We start from the raw sequence: 18,501 nt of genomic DNA, 5'->3' as shown, positions 1-18,501 counted from the left end.
TCGTGTGGTCGACTAAGTGCTGGTGACGCGCTTGTTCATCAGCCGTGAGAGCCACGCGGGCGAGAACCGCGACGCACTGAGAAAGAGCTTCGCCTGCGTTCCGACCGGGTAGTGAACCTTGTGTACGCGTCCGGCGCCGCGTGTGGCCGCCCACAGTTCCTTCGCGACGTCGGTGGCAGTCAGCTTGATACCCAACGATCTGGTGGCTCCGGTGTCCATTCCAGTGACCATCGCGGTCTGGACGAACAACGGCCAGAGCGCGAGAACACGGATGTCGTGCTGTGCCCATTCCAGATCGAGCGCCTCGGTCAGGCCGCGGATCGCGAACTTGGTTGCACCGTACGTCGCCAGTTCGGGCTGGCCGTAGATCGCCGAAGCGGAGCACAGATTGACCACCTGAGCGCCGACGGTATCGCGGAGGTACGGGAAAGCCGTGTGCGTGCCGTTGAGGGTGCCGGTGATGTTGATGTCGACCATTCGGCGATGCGCCGCAAGAGAAATATCCTCGAACCGTCCCGAGGAGAGCACGCCCGCATTGTTGATCAGGATGTCCAGACGCCCGGACTCCCCGGCAAAATCGGCCAGACACTGCGCCCATCCGGCAGGATCGGTGACATCCAGGACACCCGTCACGACGCTCCCACCGAAACCGTCGATCGCGGCCTTCAAGGAGGCAAGGCCGGCGTCGTCGATGTCGAACGCGCCGACGCGGTATCCGTTGCGCGCGAACAACAGCGACGTCTCCCGCCCGATTCCAGCCGCAGCACCGGTGATGAAGACGTTCGGTTCGCTCATCCGGTCAGGCTATCCTGGATATGGAGGAAATCTGATGAATCACCGTCGCGTCGTACACACCGTATGTTTCATCGCGGTGGGATATCTGATCGTGCTCGCGGTGTGGCTCGGATGGCTGGTCGAGCACACCCCACCTGGCACTCTGCCCTATCAGATCGGCGGGCTACTCGCTGCTTTCGGCTCCGTACTCGGGTTCGGAATGGCCTGGGCCAATCGCCCGACCCGCGCCGAGCGCAAGCTCGAAAAGCACGGCCTCGAAGGGTGGGCACGAATCGACAAGGTCACACCCCTGCGCCGAACCGTCGACGGCGAGTTGGCCAAGCTCGCACTCCGCCTCACGGTTCCAGGTTCCGATTCGTACTCGGGCCGGATCGAGTACGAGATCCGACCCGAGTTCAAAGACAAGATCACTCCCGGATCCACGGTCACCGTCATGGTGGACCCGAACAACCGAGACCGAATCATGCTGTGCCCGTGAAAAACTAGACGCTCTTCTTGCGTCCCAGCGCCAACATGCCCTCCACCAGCATCAGTTGCGCTCCCGCGTACGACGCCAGGATCACACCCTCGGCAGCGGCGCGGCCGGCGGTCCCGCGGATGAACAGTCGACGCACCACGATCAGCCCGTCGGACGCGGTGAAGAGCACTCCGCCCAATCCGAGCCAGGAGCGTCGATCCTTGTTCGGGACGACCACGTCGAGCACGGCCTTGGACTGCGGTGCCAGAGCGGGGTCCGCCGACAACGTCGAGGTGGTTCCCAACATCAATCCGTATCCGGTGAGCGGCGTCGACACGCTCGGCGCCTTGGCACGGAGCAGACCGGACGCCGTCGACCAACCGCTGATGCGGGGTTTGAGGGCAGCACGGGTCGGCCGTGCCCCGCGGCGCAGGAGAAGAGCCGAGTAACTGGCCTGCATCACCGCGAACGACGACGCGCCCTTGATCAGACGAGCATCGTTGTCCGGGTCGATCATGAACACGTCGCCGACGGTCGCGGCGGCGAGGCCGGCCAGAAGCAGTGCGGTATCGGCAGTTTCCGTCTCCGAACGCTTGCGCAGCACTCGGGCGGCCAAGGCAGGTGCAATCAGCGGCTTGGCGATCTGCTGAACCCGCTCGTTACCGACCACTGCCCCAACCACCGTCGCTGCCGTCGCCGCCGCAAAAACTGCGTGCTCGATGCCCCACTTGCCCGCCATCACAATCCTCCTGTTGGTTACACGTCCAACAGCGACCGTACTGGGTCACTCAGGCAGCATCGCCGGATTTGACGTCCGCGCCGTAGACATCGACGTATTCCTGCCCCGACTGGTCACAGAGCACTGCCATCAATTCATCCGTCGCCGCGCGCACGACGGCCTGGTAGCCACGAAGTTCGCGGTACCGAGAGAAGTCGATCGGCTCCCCTACCGTGATCCGGACCTTGCTGAAGCGCCACATCCGCGTACCCGGCGGGTTGACTGCGTCACCGCCGTGCACGACGACGGGAATGACCGGCGCCCCGGTTTCCAAGGCGACACGAATCGCTCCGGTCTTTCCCTTGTACAGGCATCCGTCGGGCGATCGCGTTCCCTCGGGATAGATCCCCCAGACTCCGCCTTTGTCGAGAATTCCGATGGCCGTGTCCAATGCCGCACGGGAGGCATCGGCGCCACTACGGTCGATCGGCACCTGACCCGCCCCACCGAAGAACCAGCGCTGCATCGCGCCCTTCACGCCGGTCCCCGTGAAATATTCACTCTTCGCGACGAAGGTGATGCGCCGGCGCACCATGAGGACCAGGAAGAACGAGTCGACGACTGCCCGATGGTTTCCGGCGAGAATCACCGGCCCTTTCTTGGGGATGTGGTGCTGCCCCTCGATCGTCGGCCGCCCGAACAGCCAGAGGACCGGGCCGATCAGAACGTATTTGAACAGCCAATAGAGCACAGGGCATCACCTTTTCCGTCTAGTAGACAGTGTCTACGACGAGAATAGTAGACACTGTCTTCCATGACTGTCAGCAGCCTTCGCGAAACACTCGTCGCCACCGGCGTCGAGATTCTCGATGCCGACGGCGCCACAGAACTGACGCTACGGGAGATCGCGCGTCGGGCGGGCGTGTCGCACGGCGCCCCGCGGAGATACTTTCCGACCCACAACAGCCTGCTTGCCGCAATTGCCTCGCACGGCCTGCGCGATCTCACCGACAGGCTCCAGCCGGCACTCGTCGGCAAACAACCCGCTCGTAGCCGATTGATCTCGGCAGCAATCGAATACGTGTCATTCGCCCAGGAGCGGCCGGCGATGTTCGAGTTGATGTTTCGCCACGACCTCCTCGAGGGCGCCGGCAGCAACCTCCGAGAGTCGTCACTCCCGCTCTTCGCCGCCCTGCAAGCCTTGACCGAAGAGGCCGACGCGTCCGATCCCACCACTTCTGCAGTGAACATCTGGACCGGAACCCACGGCATCGCAGTGCTGGCGGCAAATCGAAGCCTCGCGCTCGTTGCACCAGGCCTCGACATCGCGGCACTGGTCACCACAAGTGTGACGGACCACCTTTTACGGACTCGTTGATTTACATAGTTACCCTATGCAATAATATTTTTCGTGACAGATGAAGAGCAGCAACTGCACGAACTACTCGTCGACCTCGTGAGCAACACGCACCGCTTCGCGAAGCTGGCAGGTTCTTTCGCGTCCGATCAGTACCCACGCGCCTGGCTGCGCGCGCTCTCGCTCCTCGAGGAATACGGCGAAATGCGGATCAGCGATTTTGCTCGACTCGACAGAAGCTCGCAGCCCTCTGCCACTGCCCTACTGCGCAAACTCGGCGAGAACGGTTACGTCGAACGCCGCGCCGACCCGGAGGACGCCCGCGCAGTGCGCGTCGCCATGACCGAGAAGGGTCGAAAGATCCTGAACGACGGCCGAAACGAGATCGCCGACGCTCTAGTCCCCCACTTCGTCGAACTCGGGCCCGAGCAGATCAAGAAACTGGCCGACGGATTGGCCGAATTGCGGTCCATCATCAAGACTTCCGACCCCAGCTGAAATACCCACCACTGAAAAAGGAGGTGGCCGTGAGCAACACGACCGCGACATCAACGCACCAGAACGAGGCTCCGCCGAGCCTCCTGAAACAACCGAAAGCGGTGTGGGCGGTAGCCTTTGCCAGCGTCATCGCCTTCATGGGCATCGGATTGGTCGATCCGATCCTCAAGCCGATCGGCGAACAACTCGACGCCACACCGTCGCAGGTTTCGCTCCTGTTCACCAGCTACATGCTCGTCACCGGCGTGGCCATGCTCATCACCGGTGTGGTGTCCAGCCGCATCGGCGCCAAGAAAACACTTCTTGTAGGCCTTGCCATCATCATCGTGTTCGCCTCTCTGGCAGGCGCTTCCAGCACCATCGGCCAGATCGTCGGATTCCGTGCCGGCTGGGGACTGGGCAATGCACTCTTCATCGCAACGGCACTGGCGGCCATCGTCGGCGCGGCCAGCGGCGGCGTCGCACGGGCGATCATCCTCTACGAGGCTGCACTGGGGATCGGTATCGCGGTCGGACCGCTGGTCGGCGGCGTTCTCGGTGACATCAGCTGGCGCGCACCGTTCTTCGGCGTCGCAGCCCTGATGGCGGTTGCTTTCATTCTCATCGTCGTGATGCTTCCGAGCGCACCCAAGCCCGAACACCACACGTCCATCGCTGCGCCCTTCCAGGCGCTGCGACACCGCGGGCTACTCACCGTTGCCATCACCGCGCTGCTCTACAACTACGGATTCTTCACGCTGCTCGCGTACACACCGTTCCCCCTCGACATGGGGGCGTACCCGATCGGATTCATCTTCTTCGGCTGGGGCCTGATGCTGGCGATCTCGTCGGTTTTCCTCGCTCCTCGCCTGCAACGACGCTTCGGCACACTACCGATGATGATGCTCGCGCTGACACTGTTCGCACTCGACCTCGGCATGATGGCGCTCTTCACCGAGAACAAGATCGTCTTGATCGTGGGTGTCGTCCTCGCCGGCTTGTTCCTCGGCGTGAACAACACACTCATCACCGAAACCGTCATGATCTCGGCTCCCGTGGAACGGTCGACCGCCTCGGCTGCTTACAGCTTCGTTCGATTCGTCGGCGGCGCCGCAGCTCCGTGGGTAGCCGGCAAGCTCGGTGAGTCCAACGTCCACATGCCGTTCTGGGTCGGCGCGGTGCTCACCCTCGCCGCCGTGTTCGTCCTGTCGAGCGGACGCAAGGTCCTCGCACACGTCGACGACCACGATCCCGCGCCGCACAGCGTCGACGAAGCACTCGCCGTCACCGTCGGCGACTGACCCCTGTGAGTGGTTGAGGAGTGCAGGGACCCCTTAACCACTCACGGGGCGTCAGCTCAGGTTCAGATCTTCCAGGCCCAGCAGCGATCGGTACTCGACGCCCTCGGCGCCGATAATCGCGTCCGCACCCGTCGCGCGATCGACGACCGTAGCGACTCCGACCACGGTGGCCCCTGCCTCGCGCAGAGCCTTCACTGCTGTCAACGGAGAGTTGCCCGTCGTGGTCGTGTCCTCGACAACCAGGACACGCTTGCCCACGATGTCCGGGCCCTCTATCTGACGCTGCATCCCATGAGCCTTCGCGGCCTTGCGAACGACAAACGCGTCGATCGGGCGTCCGGGAGCGTGCATCACCGCCATCGCAACCGGATCGGCGCCCATCGTCAAACCTCCGACGGCGTCGAAATCCCAGTCCGCGACCAGTTCACGCAGCAGCGAGCCGATCAGCGGCGCCGCCTTGTGGTGAAGTGTCGCGCGGCGAAGGTCGACGTAGTAGTCGGCTTCCTTGCCCGAAGACAGCGTCACCTTTCCGTGTACAACAGCCAATTCGCGCACCAGCGCAGCCAAATCCTCACGATCGCTCATGAGTGCTCAGCCTACCGACCACCGGCTTATGCTCGGCTTCTGCCTCTGGGCTACGTTCGGCTACTGCCTCTGGGCTACGTGCGCCCGCGGCCTCGTCCAACGATGTTGGTCAACCGGCGAACCAGCCCCTTGGGAACCAGACGCCCGGCCGTCGTGAGGACCTTGTACTGAATTCCCGGAATGCTGATGACCTTGTCGTCACCGAGATCCTTCATCGACGCCGCAACCACCTGGTCGACGCTCAGCCACATCGGCTTGGGGATCGTGGACATCTCGATGCCAGCACGCTCGTGGAACTCGGTGCGGATGAAGCCCGGGCACAGCGCCTGAACGCGCACTCCCGTCCCGGCCAACCCGCCGGAAAGCCCTTCGGTGAACGAGATGACATAGGCCTTGCTTGCCGAATACGTCGAACCCCGTCCGGACAGCAGGCCCGCGACGCTCGCCACATTGACAATCGTTCCGTGCGCCGACGCGATCATGCTGGGCAGCGCCGCGCGGGTCAGCCGCATCACGGCGGTGACGTTGACGTCGAGTTGAGATTGAAGAAGCGCCGGATCTGCAGTCCAGAACTCGCCGGAGGTACCGAATCCGGCGTTGTTCACCAACACCTCGACGCCCTTCTCCAGACGAAGCGCGACGGTGTCGCGTCCAGCCTCCGATGCGAGATCGGCAACCAGAATCTCCGACTCGGTGCCGAACATCGTCTTCAACTCGGACGCGAGGTCGTGCAATCTGACCTCGTCACGTGCGACGAGAACCAGGTCGTATCCGAGGGAGGCGTATTTCTTGGCGAAACCGGCGCCGAGACCAGAGGTAGGTCCGGTCACCAGGGCAACGGGACGCACAGGGCGATCGGAGTGGGAAGTCGACATACCGGCCACGCTAGTGGTTATCGCGGCTGGACGGGAACCTTAAAGGTCAGTCGACCGGGCGAATTGTGCCCGAGCGCTGGGACGCCGGACGCTGAGCCGGCTTGTCAGCCGCCTCGGGCTTGCGCAGCGATTGATCCGGACGTGGCGCAGATTCCCGCGGTGCAGGCTCACGCGGTGCGGACTCACGCGGGGCAAATTCACGCGGCGGAGCTTCACGGGGCGGCTGCTCTTGACGCGAACGGGGTTGTTCTACCGGATCCGGAGTTGGGCGAGACTTCTCGGCGCCCGGCCGCGGGCGGCTCGGATCGTGATCGACCTCGAGTTCGTTGGGATCGGTGACGGGAGGCAGGACATGCAGAATGCCGGACAGGCGCGCAACCGACTCGATTGCAGCGTCCCAATCCCGGCCGTTACTGGTCACCGGAAGCGAACCGAGCGTCCACTGCCCTTCGCTCCACAGCATGCTGATCGACGGCGGAACCGATTCGGTGAACGCCACCATGCGCTGATCACAGACACGACGTGCGATCTCGAGATCGGTCGCGAAGACGACTCGTGAACCGATCGCACCCAGCAGGTTCAGGTCGCCGTCCTTGGGCGGAGCCGTCGATTTCAACCGAAGATCGATGTCGACGTCCGACCCGATCTCGCGGCGAACGGCGACGATGGTTGCGGTCTCTTCCAGGTCGAACAGCACGAACTGCTCTCCGCGACGACGGCCTCGGACGACGTCGGTGGCAGTCAGGTAGTCCTGCTTCGCCATGACCGCGCGATGCCATTCGCCTGCGAGCTGATCGTCAGTGGCCGTGTACGTGTATCCCTGCGCCTTGGCCCAGATCTGACGCACTCGCCCGGATTGATCTCGCCTCGTCCTGTCGACGTACAGGAGCGCACCCGCGCCTGCGAGTGCAATTGCTGCCAGTCCGAACCACATTCCAGTCATCACCCTCCAGGGTAGCGACTCGCGGCCTCAACCTCCCGCGACACCCTGGTGGACTCGCCTGATGTGTCGTGAACGACTCAGTTGCCGAACTTCGGCAACGACGTACTCAGAATCGTGTTGGCGGTCATCGTGCCGTTCTCCACCGGAGTTCCGTCGACGACGATGTTGTCTCCTGGTTGCAGATCGGCGATCGTGGCGCGGTTGAGCGCGATGAGGGTGGTGTCGGCCGTGGTCAGAACCGTCACCTGCGATCCACCGATCGAATCGATGACCAACGTGCCGCCGTCGTTCGACTTGACGGTGCCGACGGCTCCCCCGGCGTCGCCGATGACTTCGCCGAGCCCGCCCGGGAGCTGGCTGAGCGGGGAATCCGTCGTCGGAGTCGGTGCCGTGGTGCTGGCTTTCGGCGGTGTGGTGGTCGGCGCCTGCGTCGCGGTGGTCGGCGGAACGAAAGCGGTCTGGGTTCCCTTGTCGTTCGAACCGAACGCCGAGAACGCGACGATCGCGATCACGGCGACCAGGATCCCGACCACACCGGCAGCCACCCACGTCGCGAGCTTGCGCTTCTTGCCGCCGCCCGACGACCCGTCTTCGATGAACGGCTGTTCCGGCGGAACTCCCCCGCCACCACCGGCAACCGGATACTGCTGTGTGTTTCCGTACTGCTGTGTATTCCCGTACTGATCCGGGTTCCCGTACTGCTGGGCCGTGTACGGCGGATATGCCTGCGTCGCACCCGGCGGCGGGGCCTGCGGATCGAACTGCGGGTTGTAGGCGGGGAAGGCCTGCGTGGGATTCGGCTGCTGCCCCTGCTGCCCCAAGTACTCCGTGTTCTGATTCGGGCCACCGTAGGGATACTGCTGCGCTCCCGGATACTGCCCCGCCCCCGGCTGCTGACCGAAGTACTCCGTCGGCTGGTTCGGATTCTGGCCGGACACCGTCCCGTACTGCTCTGTCGGCTGGTCGGGCGTACGCCCCCACACCTCGGTGGCCTCGGGATCCTCACGGCGCGGCCCACCCGAGTTACGCGGATCGTTCTGATCGGTCATGCCTGGCTCACCTTCGGTTGGGACGAAAGAGCGTCGAAGTCGTTCGGAGAGGCGCGGGTGCAGACATCCCCAGTTCGAGCATCCAGCCATCCAGGGTAGAACAAAATGCGAATGCCCCGCCGATCCACTTGGATCGGCGGGGCATTCCGCTTACCGAATCAGGAGAGAACCAACTGATCCGCGTCCTCACTGACACCGACGTGCACGGTGTCGCCGTCCTGGACCTTGCCGGCCAGGAGCAGCTTGGCGAGCTGGTCGCCGATCGACTGCTGAACGAGTCGACGCAATGGCCGAGCGCCGTACAGCGGGTCGTAGCCGCGCACCGCGAGCCACATCCGAGCCGCACCGTTCACCTCGAGGGTGAGACGACGCGCAGCCAGACGCTTCTGCAGCTGCTCGAGCTGAATGTCCACGATGTGCTCCAACTGCTCTTCGGAGAGCGAGTCGAAGACGACCACGTCGTCGAGACGGTTGATGAACTCCGGCTTGAACGCGTGGCGTACCGCGTCCATGACCTGCTCCCGCGTGCCACCGGATCCCAGGTTGGAGGTCAGGATCAGGATGGTGTTGCGGAAGTCCACCGTGCGGCCTTGACCGTCGGTGAGTCGGCCTTCGTCGAGCACGGCGAGCAGGACGTCGAACACGTCGGGGTGTGCCTTCTCGACCTCGTCGAAGAGGACCACCGAGTACGGGCGTCGCCGAACTGCTTCGGTGAGCTGGCCACCGGCTTCGTAGCCGACGTAGCCCGGAGGGGCACCGACGAGTCGGGCCACCGAGTGCTTCTCACCGTATTCGCTCATGTCGATACGGATCATCGCGCGCTCGTCGTCGAAGAGGAAGTCCGCCAAGGCTTTGGCGAGCTCCGTCTTGCCGACGCCGGTCGGGCCGAGGAACAGGAAGGAACCGGTGGGCCGATTGGGGTCGGCGACACCTGCTCGGGCACGGCGAACCGCATCCGAGACGGCGACGACGGCGTCGGTCTGGCCGACGACGCGCTTGCCGAGTTCGGACTCCATGCGGAGCAGTTTCTCGGTCTCGCCTTCCATCATCCGGCCGGCCGGAATGCCGGTCCAGGCTGCGACCACGTCTGCGACGTCGTCCGGCCCGACCTCTTCCTTGAGCATCACGTCACCGTCGGAGGCGGCTCCGGAAGCGACTGCTGCCTCTTCCAGTTCCTTCTCCAGCGCCGGGATGCGGCCGTAGCGCAACTCGGCTGCCTTGCCCAGATCGCCGTCACGCTCAGCGCGCTCGGACTCTCCTCGCAGGGTTTCGAGCTGTTCCTTCAGCACGCGCACCGAGTCGATGGCCTGCTTTTCGTTCTGCCAGCGGGTGCTGAGCTGATTGAGCTTTTCGCGGTCGTCGGCGAGTTCCTGACGCAGCTTCTCGAGCCGAGCCTTGGACGCGTCGTCTGTCTCCTTCTCGAGTGCCACTTCTTCGATTTCGAGTCGGCGAACAGTGCGTTCCACCTCGTCGATCTCGACGGGTCGCGAGTCGATCTCCATACGAAGTCGCGATGCGGCTTCGTCCACGAGGTCGATGGCCTTGTCCGGCAGGAACCGCGAGGTGATGTACCGGTCCGACAGCGCGGCAGCAGCCACCAACGCGGAGTCGGTGATGCGTACGCCGTGGTGAACCTCGTAGCGCTCCTTGAGACCGCGCAGGATGCCGATGGTGTCCTCGACCGAGGGCTCACCGACGAGCACCTGCTGGAAACGACGCTCGAGTGCTGCGTCCTTCTCGATGTACTTGCGGTACTCCTCGAGCGTGGTGGCACCGACCAGCCGCAGCTCACCGCGGGCGAGCATCGGCTTGATCATGTTGCCTGCGTCCATCGCGGATTCACCGGTGGCGCCGGCGCCGACGATGGTGTGCAACTCGTCGATGAAGGTGATGACCTGTCCGGCACTGTTCTTGATGTCGTCGAGAACTGCCTTGAGGCGTTCCTCGAATTCACCGCGGAACTTGGCACCGGCGACCATGGACCCGAGGTCCAGGGACACGACGGTCTTGCCTCGAAGCGATTCCGGGACGTCACCCGCGACGATGCGTTGGGCAAGGCCCTCCACGATCGCGGTCTTGCCGACGCCGGGCTCACCGATGAGTACCGGGTTGTTCTTGGTACGACGCGAGAGCACCTGCACGACACGGCGAATCTCGGTGTCGCGACCGATCACCGGGTCGAGCTTGCCGCTACGTGCAGCTTCGGTGAGGTCGGTGGAGTACTTTTCCAACGCTTGGTAGGTGCCTTCGGGCTCCGGGCTGGTGACGCGAGCGCTGCCGCGGACGGTGGTGAAGGCTTCCCGCAATGCGTCCTGGGTAGCGCCATGACGTACGAGCAACTGCGCGACGTCGGAGTCGCCGCCGGCCAGTCCGTAGAGGACGTGCTCGGTGGAGACGTATTCGTCGTCCATCTCGGTGGCGAGGTGCTGAGCAGCAGTGAGTGCCGCGAGTGCCTCACGCCCGAGTTGCGGGGTGGAGCTTGCGCCGGTTGTCTGGGGCAGGCGATCGACGATTGCCTGTGCTTCACGGTGTACGACCGTGGGGTCGACGCCCACAGCTTTGAGTAGTGGGGCAGCGATGCCGTCGGTCTGGTCGAGCAATGCGACCAGCAGATGGGCAGGCCGGATATCGGGATTACCCGCCGACGACGCCGACTGCAGTGCAGCCGTCATCGCAGCCTGGGTCTTGGTTGTTGGTGTGAACGAGTCCACTTGTCACCTTTCTGGCGAAGTCGAACGGGAAGAGCCGCGACCGGTTGGTATTGCGACTGTGTCAATATGCTCAACGCGGACAAACTTGAGTCTATTCCGCTCAAGTTTGTTTTCGCCAGGCCGAGTTGGTTTCGTAGGTCACATTTTGAGCCGTACTAGAATTGTGGCGAGAGTTGCAGCTGGTGCGAAAGGGGGATGGATTGGATCCGACAGTGATCGCCCGTCTGCAATCCAGCCTCGATTCTCTGACCGACGACGAAGAGAGCCGTGCGCACTTCTCGGCTGTGTTCTACACCGGCCTCTTTGCGGAACATCCTCTGTACCGCTCATTGTTCCCGGCCGGGATGGAATCGCAGGGGCACCGTTTCTTCAGAGCGATCGAGTTCGTCGTCAAGAACCTTCCCCAGCATCGTCGGATCCGGAAGTTCCTCACCCAACTCGGCCGCGATCATCGCCGCTACGGCGTCGAGCGTGAGCACTACGAGGCTGCCGGTGTTGCACTCGAGCGCGCAGTTCGGTCGATGTACGGAACCAGCGCGCACAGTCGCTACAAGTGGACGCCGGAACTGGAGGACGCCTGGTCTCAGTTCACCGACCTCGTCGTGAGCACGATGGCCGACGGCGCCGAGTCCGATACGACCCCGGCACTCTGGGGCGCAACCGTGGTCAGCCACGAACGAGTCCTCGACGATCTGGCGATAGTGCGCCTCGAAGCCGACCCACCCATTCCGTACGGGGCGGGACAGTACGTCGGCGTTCAGATTCCCCAGCGCCCGAAAATGTGGCGGTACTACTCACCGGCGATTCCGACCAACCCTTTCGGTCAGCTCGAGTTCCACATCCGCAAGGTGTCGGGAGGATGGGTCAGCCCCGCGATCGTCAGCGAGACCAACGTCGGTGACCGCTGGGTCATGTCCACTCCCCTCGGCGGTCTCGAGGTCGATTTCACCAGCGACCGTGACGTTCTCATGATCGGATCCGGCACCGGCATCGCCCCACTGCGGGCACAGGTGATGGAAATGTCCCAACGCGCGCACAATCCGCGCGTGCACCTGTTCGTCGGCGGCCGGTATCCGTGCGACCTCTACGACCTCGAAACGCTCTGGCACATCTCGCTCAGTAATCCGTGGTTGACCGTCGTACCGGTTTCCGAAGAACCCGAAAACCCTTGGTGGCACAACGGACCGGTGCTTGAGCCACCCTTCGGAATGCACAGCCGACTGATCGGACCGATCGGAAAAGTGGTCTCGCAGTTCGGCTCGTGGGCCGACCGTCAGGTGCAGATCTCGGGGTCACCGTCGATGATCAAGACCACCGTCTACGCCTTGCGTGTCGGCGGAACTCCGCTCGACCAGATCCGGCACGACCCGCTCTACTGACTACAGGAGAACTTTCATGGCCCAGCGAACCTGGTCGAGCACAGTCGTCGAACATCACCGTCTCCGTGAGGATCTGGCGGTTGTCCGCTTGGTCGGCGATGTCGTCCCCTTCCGCCCCGGCCAGTACGTCGATGTCAGCGTCCCGCAGAATTCGCGGTTGCTCCGCCGACTCTCCCCCGCCCTGCCTCCCTCACACGACGGGAAGTTGGAGTTTCACGTCAAGACGGTTCCCGGCGGTTGGGTCAGCGGTTCGATAGTCAAGGACACCCAGCCCGGTGACGTCTGGCAGATCCTCGACCCGCGCGGCAACCTGTCCGTCGACGAGAACGGCCCCACCGTCATCATGGTCGCGGGCGGAACCGGCTTGGCCCCACTCCGGTCGATCATTCTCGATCTGGCTCAGACCCCGAACCCGCCGCAGGTGTACCTCTTCTTCGGCGGCCGAACGCTTCGCGATCTCTATGCGGCGGACATGTTGTGGCTACTCGCCGATCAGTTTCCGTGGTTGCAGCCCATTCCCGTCGTCGAAGATCTCTCCGACGGCGGCCCGCCCGACGGATGGTTCGACCGTTTGAACGTCGACATCGGATTCGGCGACGATCATCTCATCGAAGGCACGCTCGCCGACGTCGTCGCGTCGTACGGTGCGTTCACCGAACATCAGGTCTTGGTGTGCGGATCAGCGGCCATGGTTCGATCGACGCGTGATCGATTGATCGAGGCCGGAACGCCGGCCGAGGTCATTCAGTTCGATCCGTACTGACGGTCAGTACGTCGGATCATTGCGAACGGTGTCGACGTCGATGCCCACCGCGCGAAGCCTGAATTTGGTGCTGTTGACCATGGATTCGCTGCCGACGACCTGGATGTCGTAGCCCGCCCAGTCCCCGAACGAGGTCACGACCTTACCGACCTTGCCGACGATGCGCCTGGCCATGCCGATCGGCGGCAGCGGTTCCGGTTCGGTGTGCCACCACGGATTCTCGTCTTCTTCCGAGACCGGGATGATCGTGAGCCACGGGTGCTTCTCGGCCAGCTTCCACAGATGAGGAAGGTCGTAGAGATCGCACGGATGCTGTCCGGAGTAGAACAGTTGGACCTTGCGAGTGTTGCCGCGTCGGATCAGTTCGAGGATCTGAGCGCGAAGAGGCGCGACACCTGTTCCCGACGCGATCATCAAAAGGTCCTTGGAGTTCTCCGGAATCCCCAGGGCGCCGATGGGCGAACCGACCACCCAGATGTCACCGACAGCGGTTTGGTTCACCATGACCGGGCTGACCCACCCGCCGGTGACCTGACGAACGTGGAACTCGAGGACTCCAGTCCCGTCGTACGGCGTGGCCGGTGAGAGGTAGCGCCACATCCGCGGCCTCGCGGCGACCTGCACGCTGACGTACTGACCGGCGCGGTATTGCATAGTCTGGTCGAGTTGCAGCCTGACGACGGCGACGCCCTTGATGACAGGGCGGCATTCGATGACGGTGGCACTCCAGGCGGGCGGGCCGTCCTCCGCGTTGGCGGCGTCCATCATCGCTGCCGAGATGATCGCGAGCGCGTTGCGCCATGCGCTGTCGACCTCGTCTGTCCACATTTCGGCGCCACCGAAAGTCTCGAGTGCTTCGATCAGGGCATTGCCGACTGCCGTGTAATGCTCGTCGGTGACGCCGTACTTGCGGTGATCGCGGCCGAGCTGCGCGAGGTACTCGAGTATCGCGTCGGACTCGTCGAGGCGTTCGACGACGTGAGCGATAGCGCCGACAAGCCGGTCCCGCTGCACATCCATCGCTGCCGGAAAGAACTCCCGGGTTTCGGGCGATCGAGCGAACAGGATCGAATAGAAGGTACGGGCGAGCCGTTCCGGACCATCTTCTACCGCAGCGACGGATTTGAAGCTCGACCGGACCAGAGAGATTGCTTGCGAATCCACGCTCATCCTCGTCCCGACTAGACGCGGCAAGACCCGCCGCGGAATTTCGTCTGCAGCTTATGTCACAAATGTCTGACTCGTAAATCATTCTGGACAAGTGTCACAATGCGACCCCATTTCGCGGTGTGACCGTCCCTTTCTTATTCTTGCGTGCAAGATAAACAAGAGCTTCGACACTCTCAATCGCCGAGCTAACGTTCAGCGAAATCTCAACCAGCCAAACAGGAGTCGTGCCGTGGATTTTGTTCGACAGGACGAATTGCCCACCGATAGCGGGCTTACGTCCCAGATCGCCTCCACCACCCCGACGCTGACCGAGCTTCAACGTCGGGAACTCGAGTGCGTCGAATTTTTCGACTCTCCGGAACTGGGCCACCTCCCGACGTCTCGGCGGCGCGAGGCCTTGCGTGAGCTCCACCGGACCGGTACCTACACGCACACAGCGGAGGAATTGCTCGTCGGCGCCAAACTCGCCTGGCGAAACCACGCCAGGTGCGTCGGTCGCGCGCATTGGCGGACCCTCAAACTCATCGACGCGCGCGACGCCGTCACGGCTTCCGCTCTCGCAGAAGCGTGCTGGGAGCACCTGCGACTGTCGACCAACGGCGGCGCTCTGCAGTCCGTCGTGACGGTCGGGCCGCTTCCCCGCGAGGACGGCCAGGAGTACCGCATCCTCAGCCCGCAACTGATCCGCTACGCCGGCTACCGGCAACCGGACGGCACCATCCTGGGCGACCCGTGGCACGTCGATCTCACCGCTCAGGTCACCGCGATGGGATGGAAGGGCGCCGGCACGGCGTTCGACGTTCTCCCCGTGCTGATTTCGGTTCCCGACGAACCCCTGCAGTACTTCGATGTCCCAACCGACCTCGTTCTCGAGGTCGAGATCGAGCATCCCGAATACAGCTGGTTCGCTGATCTGGGGCTTAAATGGCATGCCGTTCCCGCGGTCTCGGACATGAACCTCGACATCGGCGGAATCGTTTATCCCTGCACACCGTTCAGCGGTTGGTACGTCAGCACCGAGGTCGGTGCACGCAACTTCAGCGACACCGATCGCTACAACATGTTGCCGACCATCGGGGCGATGATGGAGCTCGACATGAGCCACGACCGCACGCTCTGGAAGGACCGTGCACTGGTCGAACTGAACCGTGCAGTTATCCACAGCTACCGCAAGGCCGGCGTCATCATGGTCGACCATCACACTGTCGCAAAGCAATTCATCGATCACATCGCGCGTGAGGACAAGGCCGGGCGCAAGTGCCCGACCGACTGGTCATGGGTGAACCCGCCCATGTCCAGCTCGCTCACGCCGACGTTCCACCGCCTGTACGACGAGCCCGATCTCGACATCCGGCCCAACTTCGTGACAAAAAAGAAGAAGGGCACCGACCAAGGCCGGTGCCCCTTCCACAACTGATCGCACTCAGAAGGGGATCTGCCCCAATCCGACACCGACCACGAGCATCGTGATCGAGATCAGGCCTGCTCGCCACAGGACCTTCTTGTGGTGATCCGCCAGGGACACACCGGCGAGCGTGACCAGCAGCAGGATCGCCGGGACCAGCGGACTCTGCATGTGCACGGCCTGCCCGGTGATCGAGGCGCGCGCCATCTCCACCGGCTCGATGCCGTACTGGGCTGCCGTCTCGGACAGCACCGGGAGCACACCGAAGTAGAACGCGTCGTTGGTCATGAAGAACGTGAGCGGAATGCTCAGGACGCCCGTGATGACGGCCAGATGCGGGCCCATCGCGTCGGGGATTACCTGCAGCAGCCACTCTGCCATCGCCTCGACCATGCCGGTTCCCTGGAAAACGCCGGTCAGCACCGCTGCTGCCAGCACCATCGCGACAACGGAGACGATGCTCGACGAATGGCGTGCGATTGCTTCGCCCTGATCCTTGACCGCCGGGAAGTTGACCGCGAGAGCGATCGACGACGCAATCATGAACAGCACCGGGATGGGCAGGATGTCCATCACGAGCACGACGAGAAGGATCGTCGTCAGCGCGGCGTTGAACCAGAGCAGCTTCGGTCGCAAGGTGTCCCGCTTGGGGTCGAGGCCGTCGATGAATCGTCCGGTGTCGCCGCCGTCGTCTTCGGAGTCGTTCGAGCCGCCGGTGCCGGCGCTACCGGTGCTGGAACTTCCACCGTTTCCGACCTTTTCGAGGATGCGCTCAGAAGTCAGGACCAAAGTCCCGATCCTGCGACGCTCCATGATCCCGAGGTGAATCGCGAATCCGAGCACCATGATCAGGCCGACGATCAACGACGGCACCATCGGGACGAACACGTCGGAGGGCGAGAGTCCCAGCGCGCTAGCCGCCCGCACGGTCGGGCCACCCCACGGAATGATGTTCATCGTCGCGTTGGACAAGCCGGCGATCACCGTCAGTACAACGGGACTGACACCGAGTTTGAGGTAGAGCGGCAGCAGTGCGGAGGTCACGATGATGAAGGTCGTCGAACCGTCTCCGTCCAGCGAAACCACCATCGCGAGCACCGCGGTGCCGACCACGAGCCGCATCGGATCGTCTCGCACCATCCGCAAGATGAGTTTGACCAGCGGATCGAAGAGGCCGACGTCGATCATGATTCCGAAGAAGATGATCGCGAAGAACAACAGCGCCGCGGTGGGTGCGAGCGACTTGATGCCGTCGGTGATCATGTCGCCGATGCCGAGGCCCGCTCCGGCGAGTAGTCCGAAGGCCACCGGCACCAGGGTCAGTCCCACCACCGGGGTCGCGCGTTTGGTGAGGATCAGGAACATGAACACCGCAACCATGAGGAAGCCGAGTGTGACGAGCATGATGAACTCCTTTTGTGCTGAGTTGCCGAGAAAAACGGCACGGCAAATCGAGCCGGTGACCTTCGTGGAGGTGAAACGAAACTTCGGTTGTGCTCAGTTGGTGCCGGGCGGATCGAGTGTCGCGTCGACGAACCGGGATTGTTCGGCGAGGAAGACAGAGAACTCGGGTTCGGTGAGAACTGCGCTGTTCCAACCATTTCGGTCGGACAGCTCGTTCCACCGTGGACTTGCCGCCAGATTCCGCACTAAATTCTGTAAATGCTGACGCTGGTCGTCCGTCAATCCGGGGGGCGCCATGAGACCCCGCCAGTTGGTGAACGTGACGTCGACGCCCGACTCCGCCATGGTCGGTGCATCCACCGCCGGAGTGCGCTCCGGCGAACTGACCGCGAGGACCCGAACCGTGCCTGCCGCAATCTGATCCAGGTACTCCCCGATACCGGTGGCGGCGACGTCGACCTGCCTGGTCAGCAGCGCCGGAAGCAGCTCTCCGCCGCCGTCGTAGATTCGGTAAGGGGACAGCGACGGATCGACGCCGACCGCCCGTGCGAACAGAAGGCGGAACAGCCCGTCCGGTCCGCCTTCACTCGAACCACCACCGATCGAGATCGACGACGGATCCGCCACCCAGGACTGCGTCAGATCTGCCAGAGTTTTGTAAGGCGAATCTGCTGGGACCAGTACAGCTTCCGGTTCTTCGACCAGTCTCGCGATCGGTGTCACGTCGGAAAGGGTGTGCTCGGACGGCAGTATCTCGAGCGAACCGAGAACGCCGAGTCCCATGACCATGAGTAGATCGGGATTTCCGCGTTCGAGAGCCAACCGGTTGAGTCCGACGATGCCACCCGATCCGGGCAGAACAACGACGTCGGCGTCGACGGTCCCTTCGTCGGCCAGTGCCTGCACCATGGTCCGGGCGGTCAGGTCGTAACCACCACCGGCCACCGAGGGCACCAGTACACGCAGTTCTTCGGAACTCTCACCCGCTCGACCACCGGCGAAGAAGGACTCGACCGGAGTGCATCCGGTCGAGAGCACGAGAGCCATCGCGCAAGCACCGAGCAGGGCGATATGCCTGCTCAGTCGCTTCGATGTCCTCATGGCCTTGTCCT

General features: G+C 63.3%; 18 protein-coding genes. 7 read left to right on the top strand and 11 right to left on the bottom strand.

Going from position 1 to position 18,501, the window contains the following annotated elements:
- Positions 1–12 precede the first annotated feature (12 nt).
- On the bottom strand, positions 13–795 hold the full coding sequence (locus RA302_RS07000; RefSeq protein ID WP_020968804.1) for an SDR family oxidoreductase: 783 nt from the start codon (positions 793–795) through the stop codon (positions 13–15).
- 34 nt (positions 796–829) lie between these two features.
- Here RA302_RS07000 and RA302_RS06995 point away from each other — a divergent pair, with 34 nt between their 5' ends.
- The gene (locus RA302_RS06995; protein WP_338479911.1) at positions 830–1,273 is read left to right on the top strand and encodes a hypothetical protein; all 444 of its coding nucleotides are present in this window, start codon (positions 830–832) and stop codon (positions 1,271–1,273) included.
- Between the two features lie 4 nt (positions 1,274–1,277).
- Here the strand turns inward: RA302_RS06995 and RA302_RS06990 are convergent, their stop codons facing one another.
- Both RA302_RS06990 and RA302_RS06985 read right to left on the bottom strand, forming a co-directional pair.
- On the bottom strand, positions 1,278–1,991 hold the full coding sequence (locus RA302_RS06990) for a lysoplasmalogenase (protein ID WP_021343244.1): 714 nt from the start codon (positions 1,989–1,991) through the stop codon (positions 1,278–1,280).
- 49 nt (positions 1,992–2,040) lie between these two features.
- A complete protein-coding gene (locus RA302_RS06985; RefSeq protein ID WP_003944312.1) occupies positions 2,041–2,721 on the bottom strand; it encodes a lysophospholipid acyltransferase family protein in 681 nt (226 codons plus the stop codon).
- Between the two features lie 63 nt (positions 2,722–2,784).
- On the opposite strand from RA302_RS06985, the gene RA302_RS06980 reads away from it, so the two are divergent.
- The 3 genes from RA302_RS06980 to RA302_RS06970 are packed head-to-tail and all read left to right on the top strand — an operon-like array spanning position 2,785 to position 5,105.
- The gene (locus tag RA302_RS06980) at positions 2,785–3,348 is read left to right on the top strand and encodes a TetR/AcrR family transcriptional regulator (protein WP_042951078.1); all 564 of its coding nucleotides are present in this window, start codon (positions 2,785–2,787) and stop codon (positions 3,346–3,348) included.
- Between the two features lie 33 nt (positions 3,349–3,381).
- The gene (locus RA302_RS06975) at positions 3,382–3,825 is read left to right on the top strand and encodes a MarR family transcriptional regulator (protein WP_020906635.1); all 444 of its coding nucleotides are present in this window, start codon (positions 3,382–3,384) and stop codon (positions 3,823–3,825) included.
- A 23-nt stretch (positions 3,826–3,848) separates the two neighbouring features.
- Positions 3,849–5,105, top strand: coding sequence for an MFS transporter (locus RA302_RS06970; RefSeq protein WP_020906634.1), 1,257 nt, complete (start codon positions 3,849–3,851; stop codon positions 5,103–5,105).
- A 51-nt stretch (positions 5,106–5,156) separates the two neighbouring features.
- Here RA302_RS06970 and pyrE read toward each other — a convergent pair whose 3' ends face one another.
- The 5 genes from pyrE to clpB all read right to left on the bottom strand — a co-directional run bounded on the left by pyrE (position 5,157) and on the right by clpB (position 11,268).
- Positions 5,157–5,690, bottom strand: coding sequence for an orotate phosphoribosyltransferase (gene pyrE, locus RA302_RS06965; RefSeq protein ID WP_019749433.1), 534 nt, complete (start codon positions 5,688–5,690; stop codon positions 5,157–5,159).
- A 74-nt stretch (positions 5,691–5,764) separates the two neighbouring features.
- Complete coding sequence (locus RA302_RS06960) at positions 5,765–6,565, bottom strand: SDR family oxidoreductase (protein ID WP_029254745.1); 801 nt, start codon at positions 6,563–6,565, stop codon at positions 5,765–5,767.
- Between the two features lie 46 nt (positions 6,566–6,611).
- A complete protein-coding gene (locus RA302_RS06955) occupies positions 6,612–7,499 on the bottom strand; it encodes a hypothetical protein (RefSeq protein ID WP_020968800.1) in 888 nt (295 codons plus the stop codon).
- A gap of 86 nt (positions 7,500–7,585) precedes the next feature.
- Positions 7,586–8,557 carry a hypothetical protein gene (locus RA302_RS06950; protein WP_338479906.1) on the bottom strand — a complete coding sequence of 324 codons (972 nt, stop codon included), beginning with the start codon at positions 8,555–8,557 and terminating at the stop codon, positions 7,586–7,588.
- 158 nt (positions 8,558–8,715) lie between these two features.
- Positions 8,716–11,268: an ATP-dependent chaperone ClpB gene (gene clpB / locus RA302_RS06945; RefSeq protein WP_338479904.1), complete on the bottom strand. Its 2,553-nt coding sequence runs from the start codon at positions 11,266–11,268 to the stop codon at positions 8,716–8,718.
- A gap of 182 nt (positions 11,269–11,450) precedes the next feature.
- Here clpB and RA302_RS06940 point away from each other — a divergent pair, with 182 nt between their 5' ends.
- Both RA302_RS06940 and RA302_RS06935 read left to right on the top strand, forming a co-directional pair.
- Positions 11,451–12,647, top strand: coding sequence for an FAD-binding oxidoreductase (locus tag RA302_RS06940; RefSeq protein WP_243617388.1), 1,197 nt, complete (start codon positions 11,451–11,453; stop codon positions 12,645–12,647).
- 16 nt (positions 12,648–12,663) lie between these two features.
- Positions 12,664–13,410: an FAD-binding oxidoreductase gene (locus RA302_RS06935; protein ID WP_003944435.1), complete on the top strand. Its 747-nt coding sequence runs from the start codon at positions 12,664–12,666 to the stop codon at positions 13,408–13,410.
- A 3-nt stretch (positions 13,411–13,413) separates the two neighbouring features.
- On the opposite strand, the gene RA302_RS06930 is transcribed toward RA302_RS06935, so the two are convergent.
- Positions 13,414–14,574: a globin domain-containing protein gene (locus RA302_RS06930; RefSeq protein ID WP_338479902.1), complete on the bottom strand. Its 1,161-nt coding sequence runs from the start codon at positions 14,572–14,574 to the stop codon at positions 13,414–13,416.
- Between the two features lie 235 nt (positions 14,575–14,809).
- On the opposite strand from RA302_RS06930, the gene RA302_RS06925 reads away from it, so the two are divergent.
- Positions 14,810–15,997 (top strand): nitric oxide synthase oxygenase, encoded by a 1,188-nt coding sequence (locus RA302_RS06925; RefSeq protein WP_020906627.1) that lies wholly within the window; start codon positions 14,810–14,812, stop codon positions 15,995–15,997.
- Positions 15,998–16,003: 6 nt separating this feature from the next.
- On the opposite strand, the gene RA302_RS06920 is transcribed toward RA302_RS06925, so the two are convergent.
- Positions 16,004–17,389 (bottom strand): citrate:proton symporter, encoded by a 1,386-nt coding sequence (locus RA302_RS06920; protein WP_003944372.1) that lies wholly within the window; start codon positions 17,387–17,389, stop codon positions 16,004–16,006.
- 93 nt (positions 17,390–17,482) lie between these two features.
- Positions 17,483–18,490, bottom strand: a complete 1,008-nt coding sequence (locus RA302_RS06915; protein ID WP_037126234.1) for a tripartite tricarboxylate transporter substrate-binding protein — start codon at positions 18,488–18,490, stop codon at positions 17,483–17,485.
- Between the last annotated feature and the right edge of the window lie 11 nt (positions 18,491–18,501).

The organism is Rhodococcus sp. DN22 (assembly GCF_036669995.1).
Classification (GTDB): Bacteria; Actinomycetota; Actinomycetes; order Mycobacteriales; family Mycobacteriaceae; genus Rhodococcus_F; species Rhodococcus_F erythropolis.
This window is presented reverse-complemented; position numbering and strand designations above follow the sequence as displayed.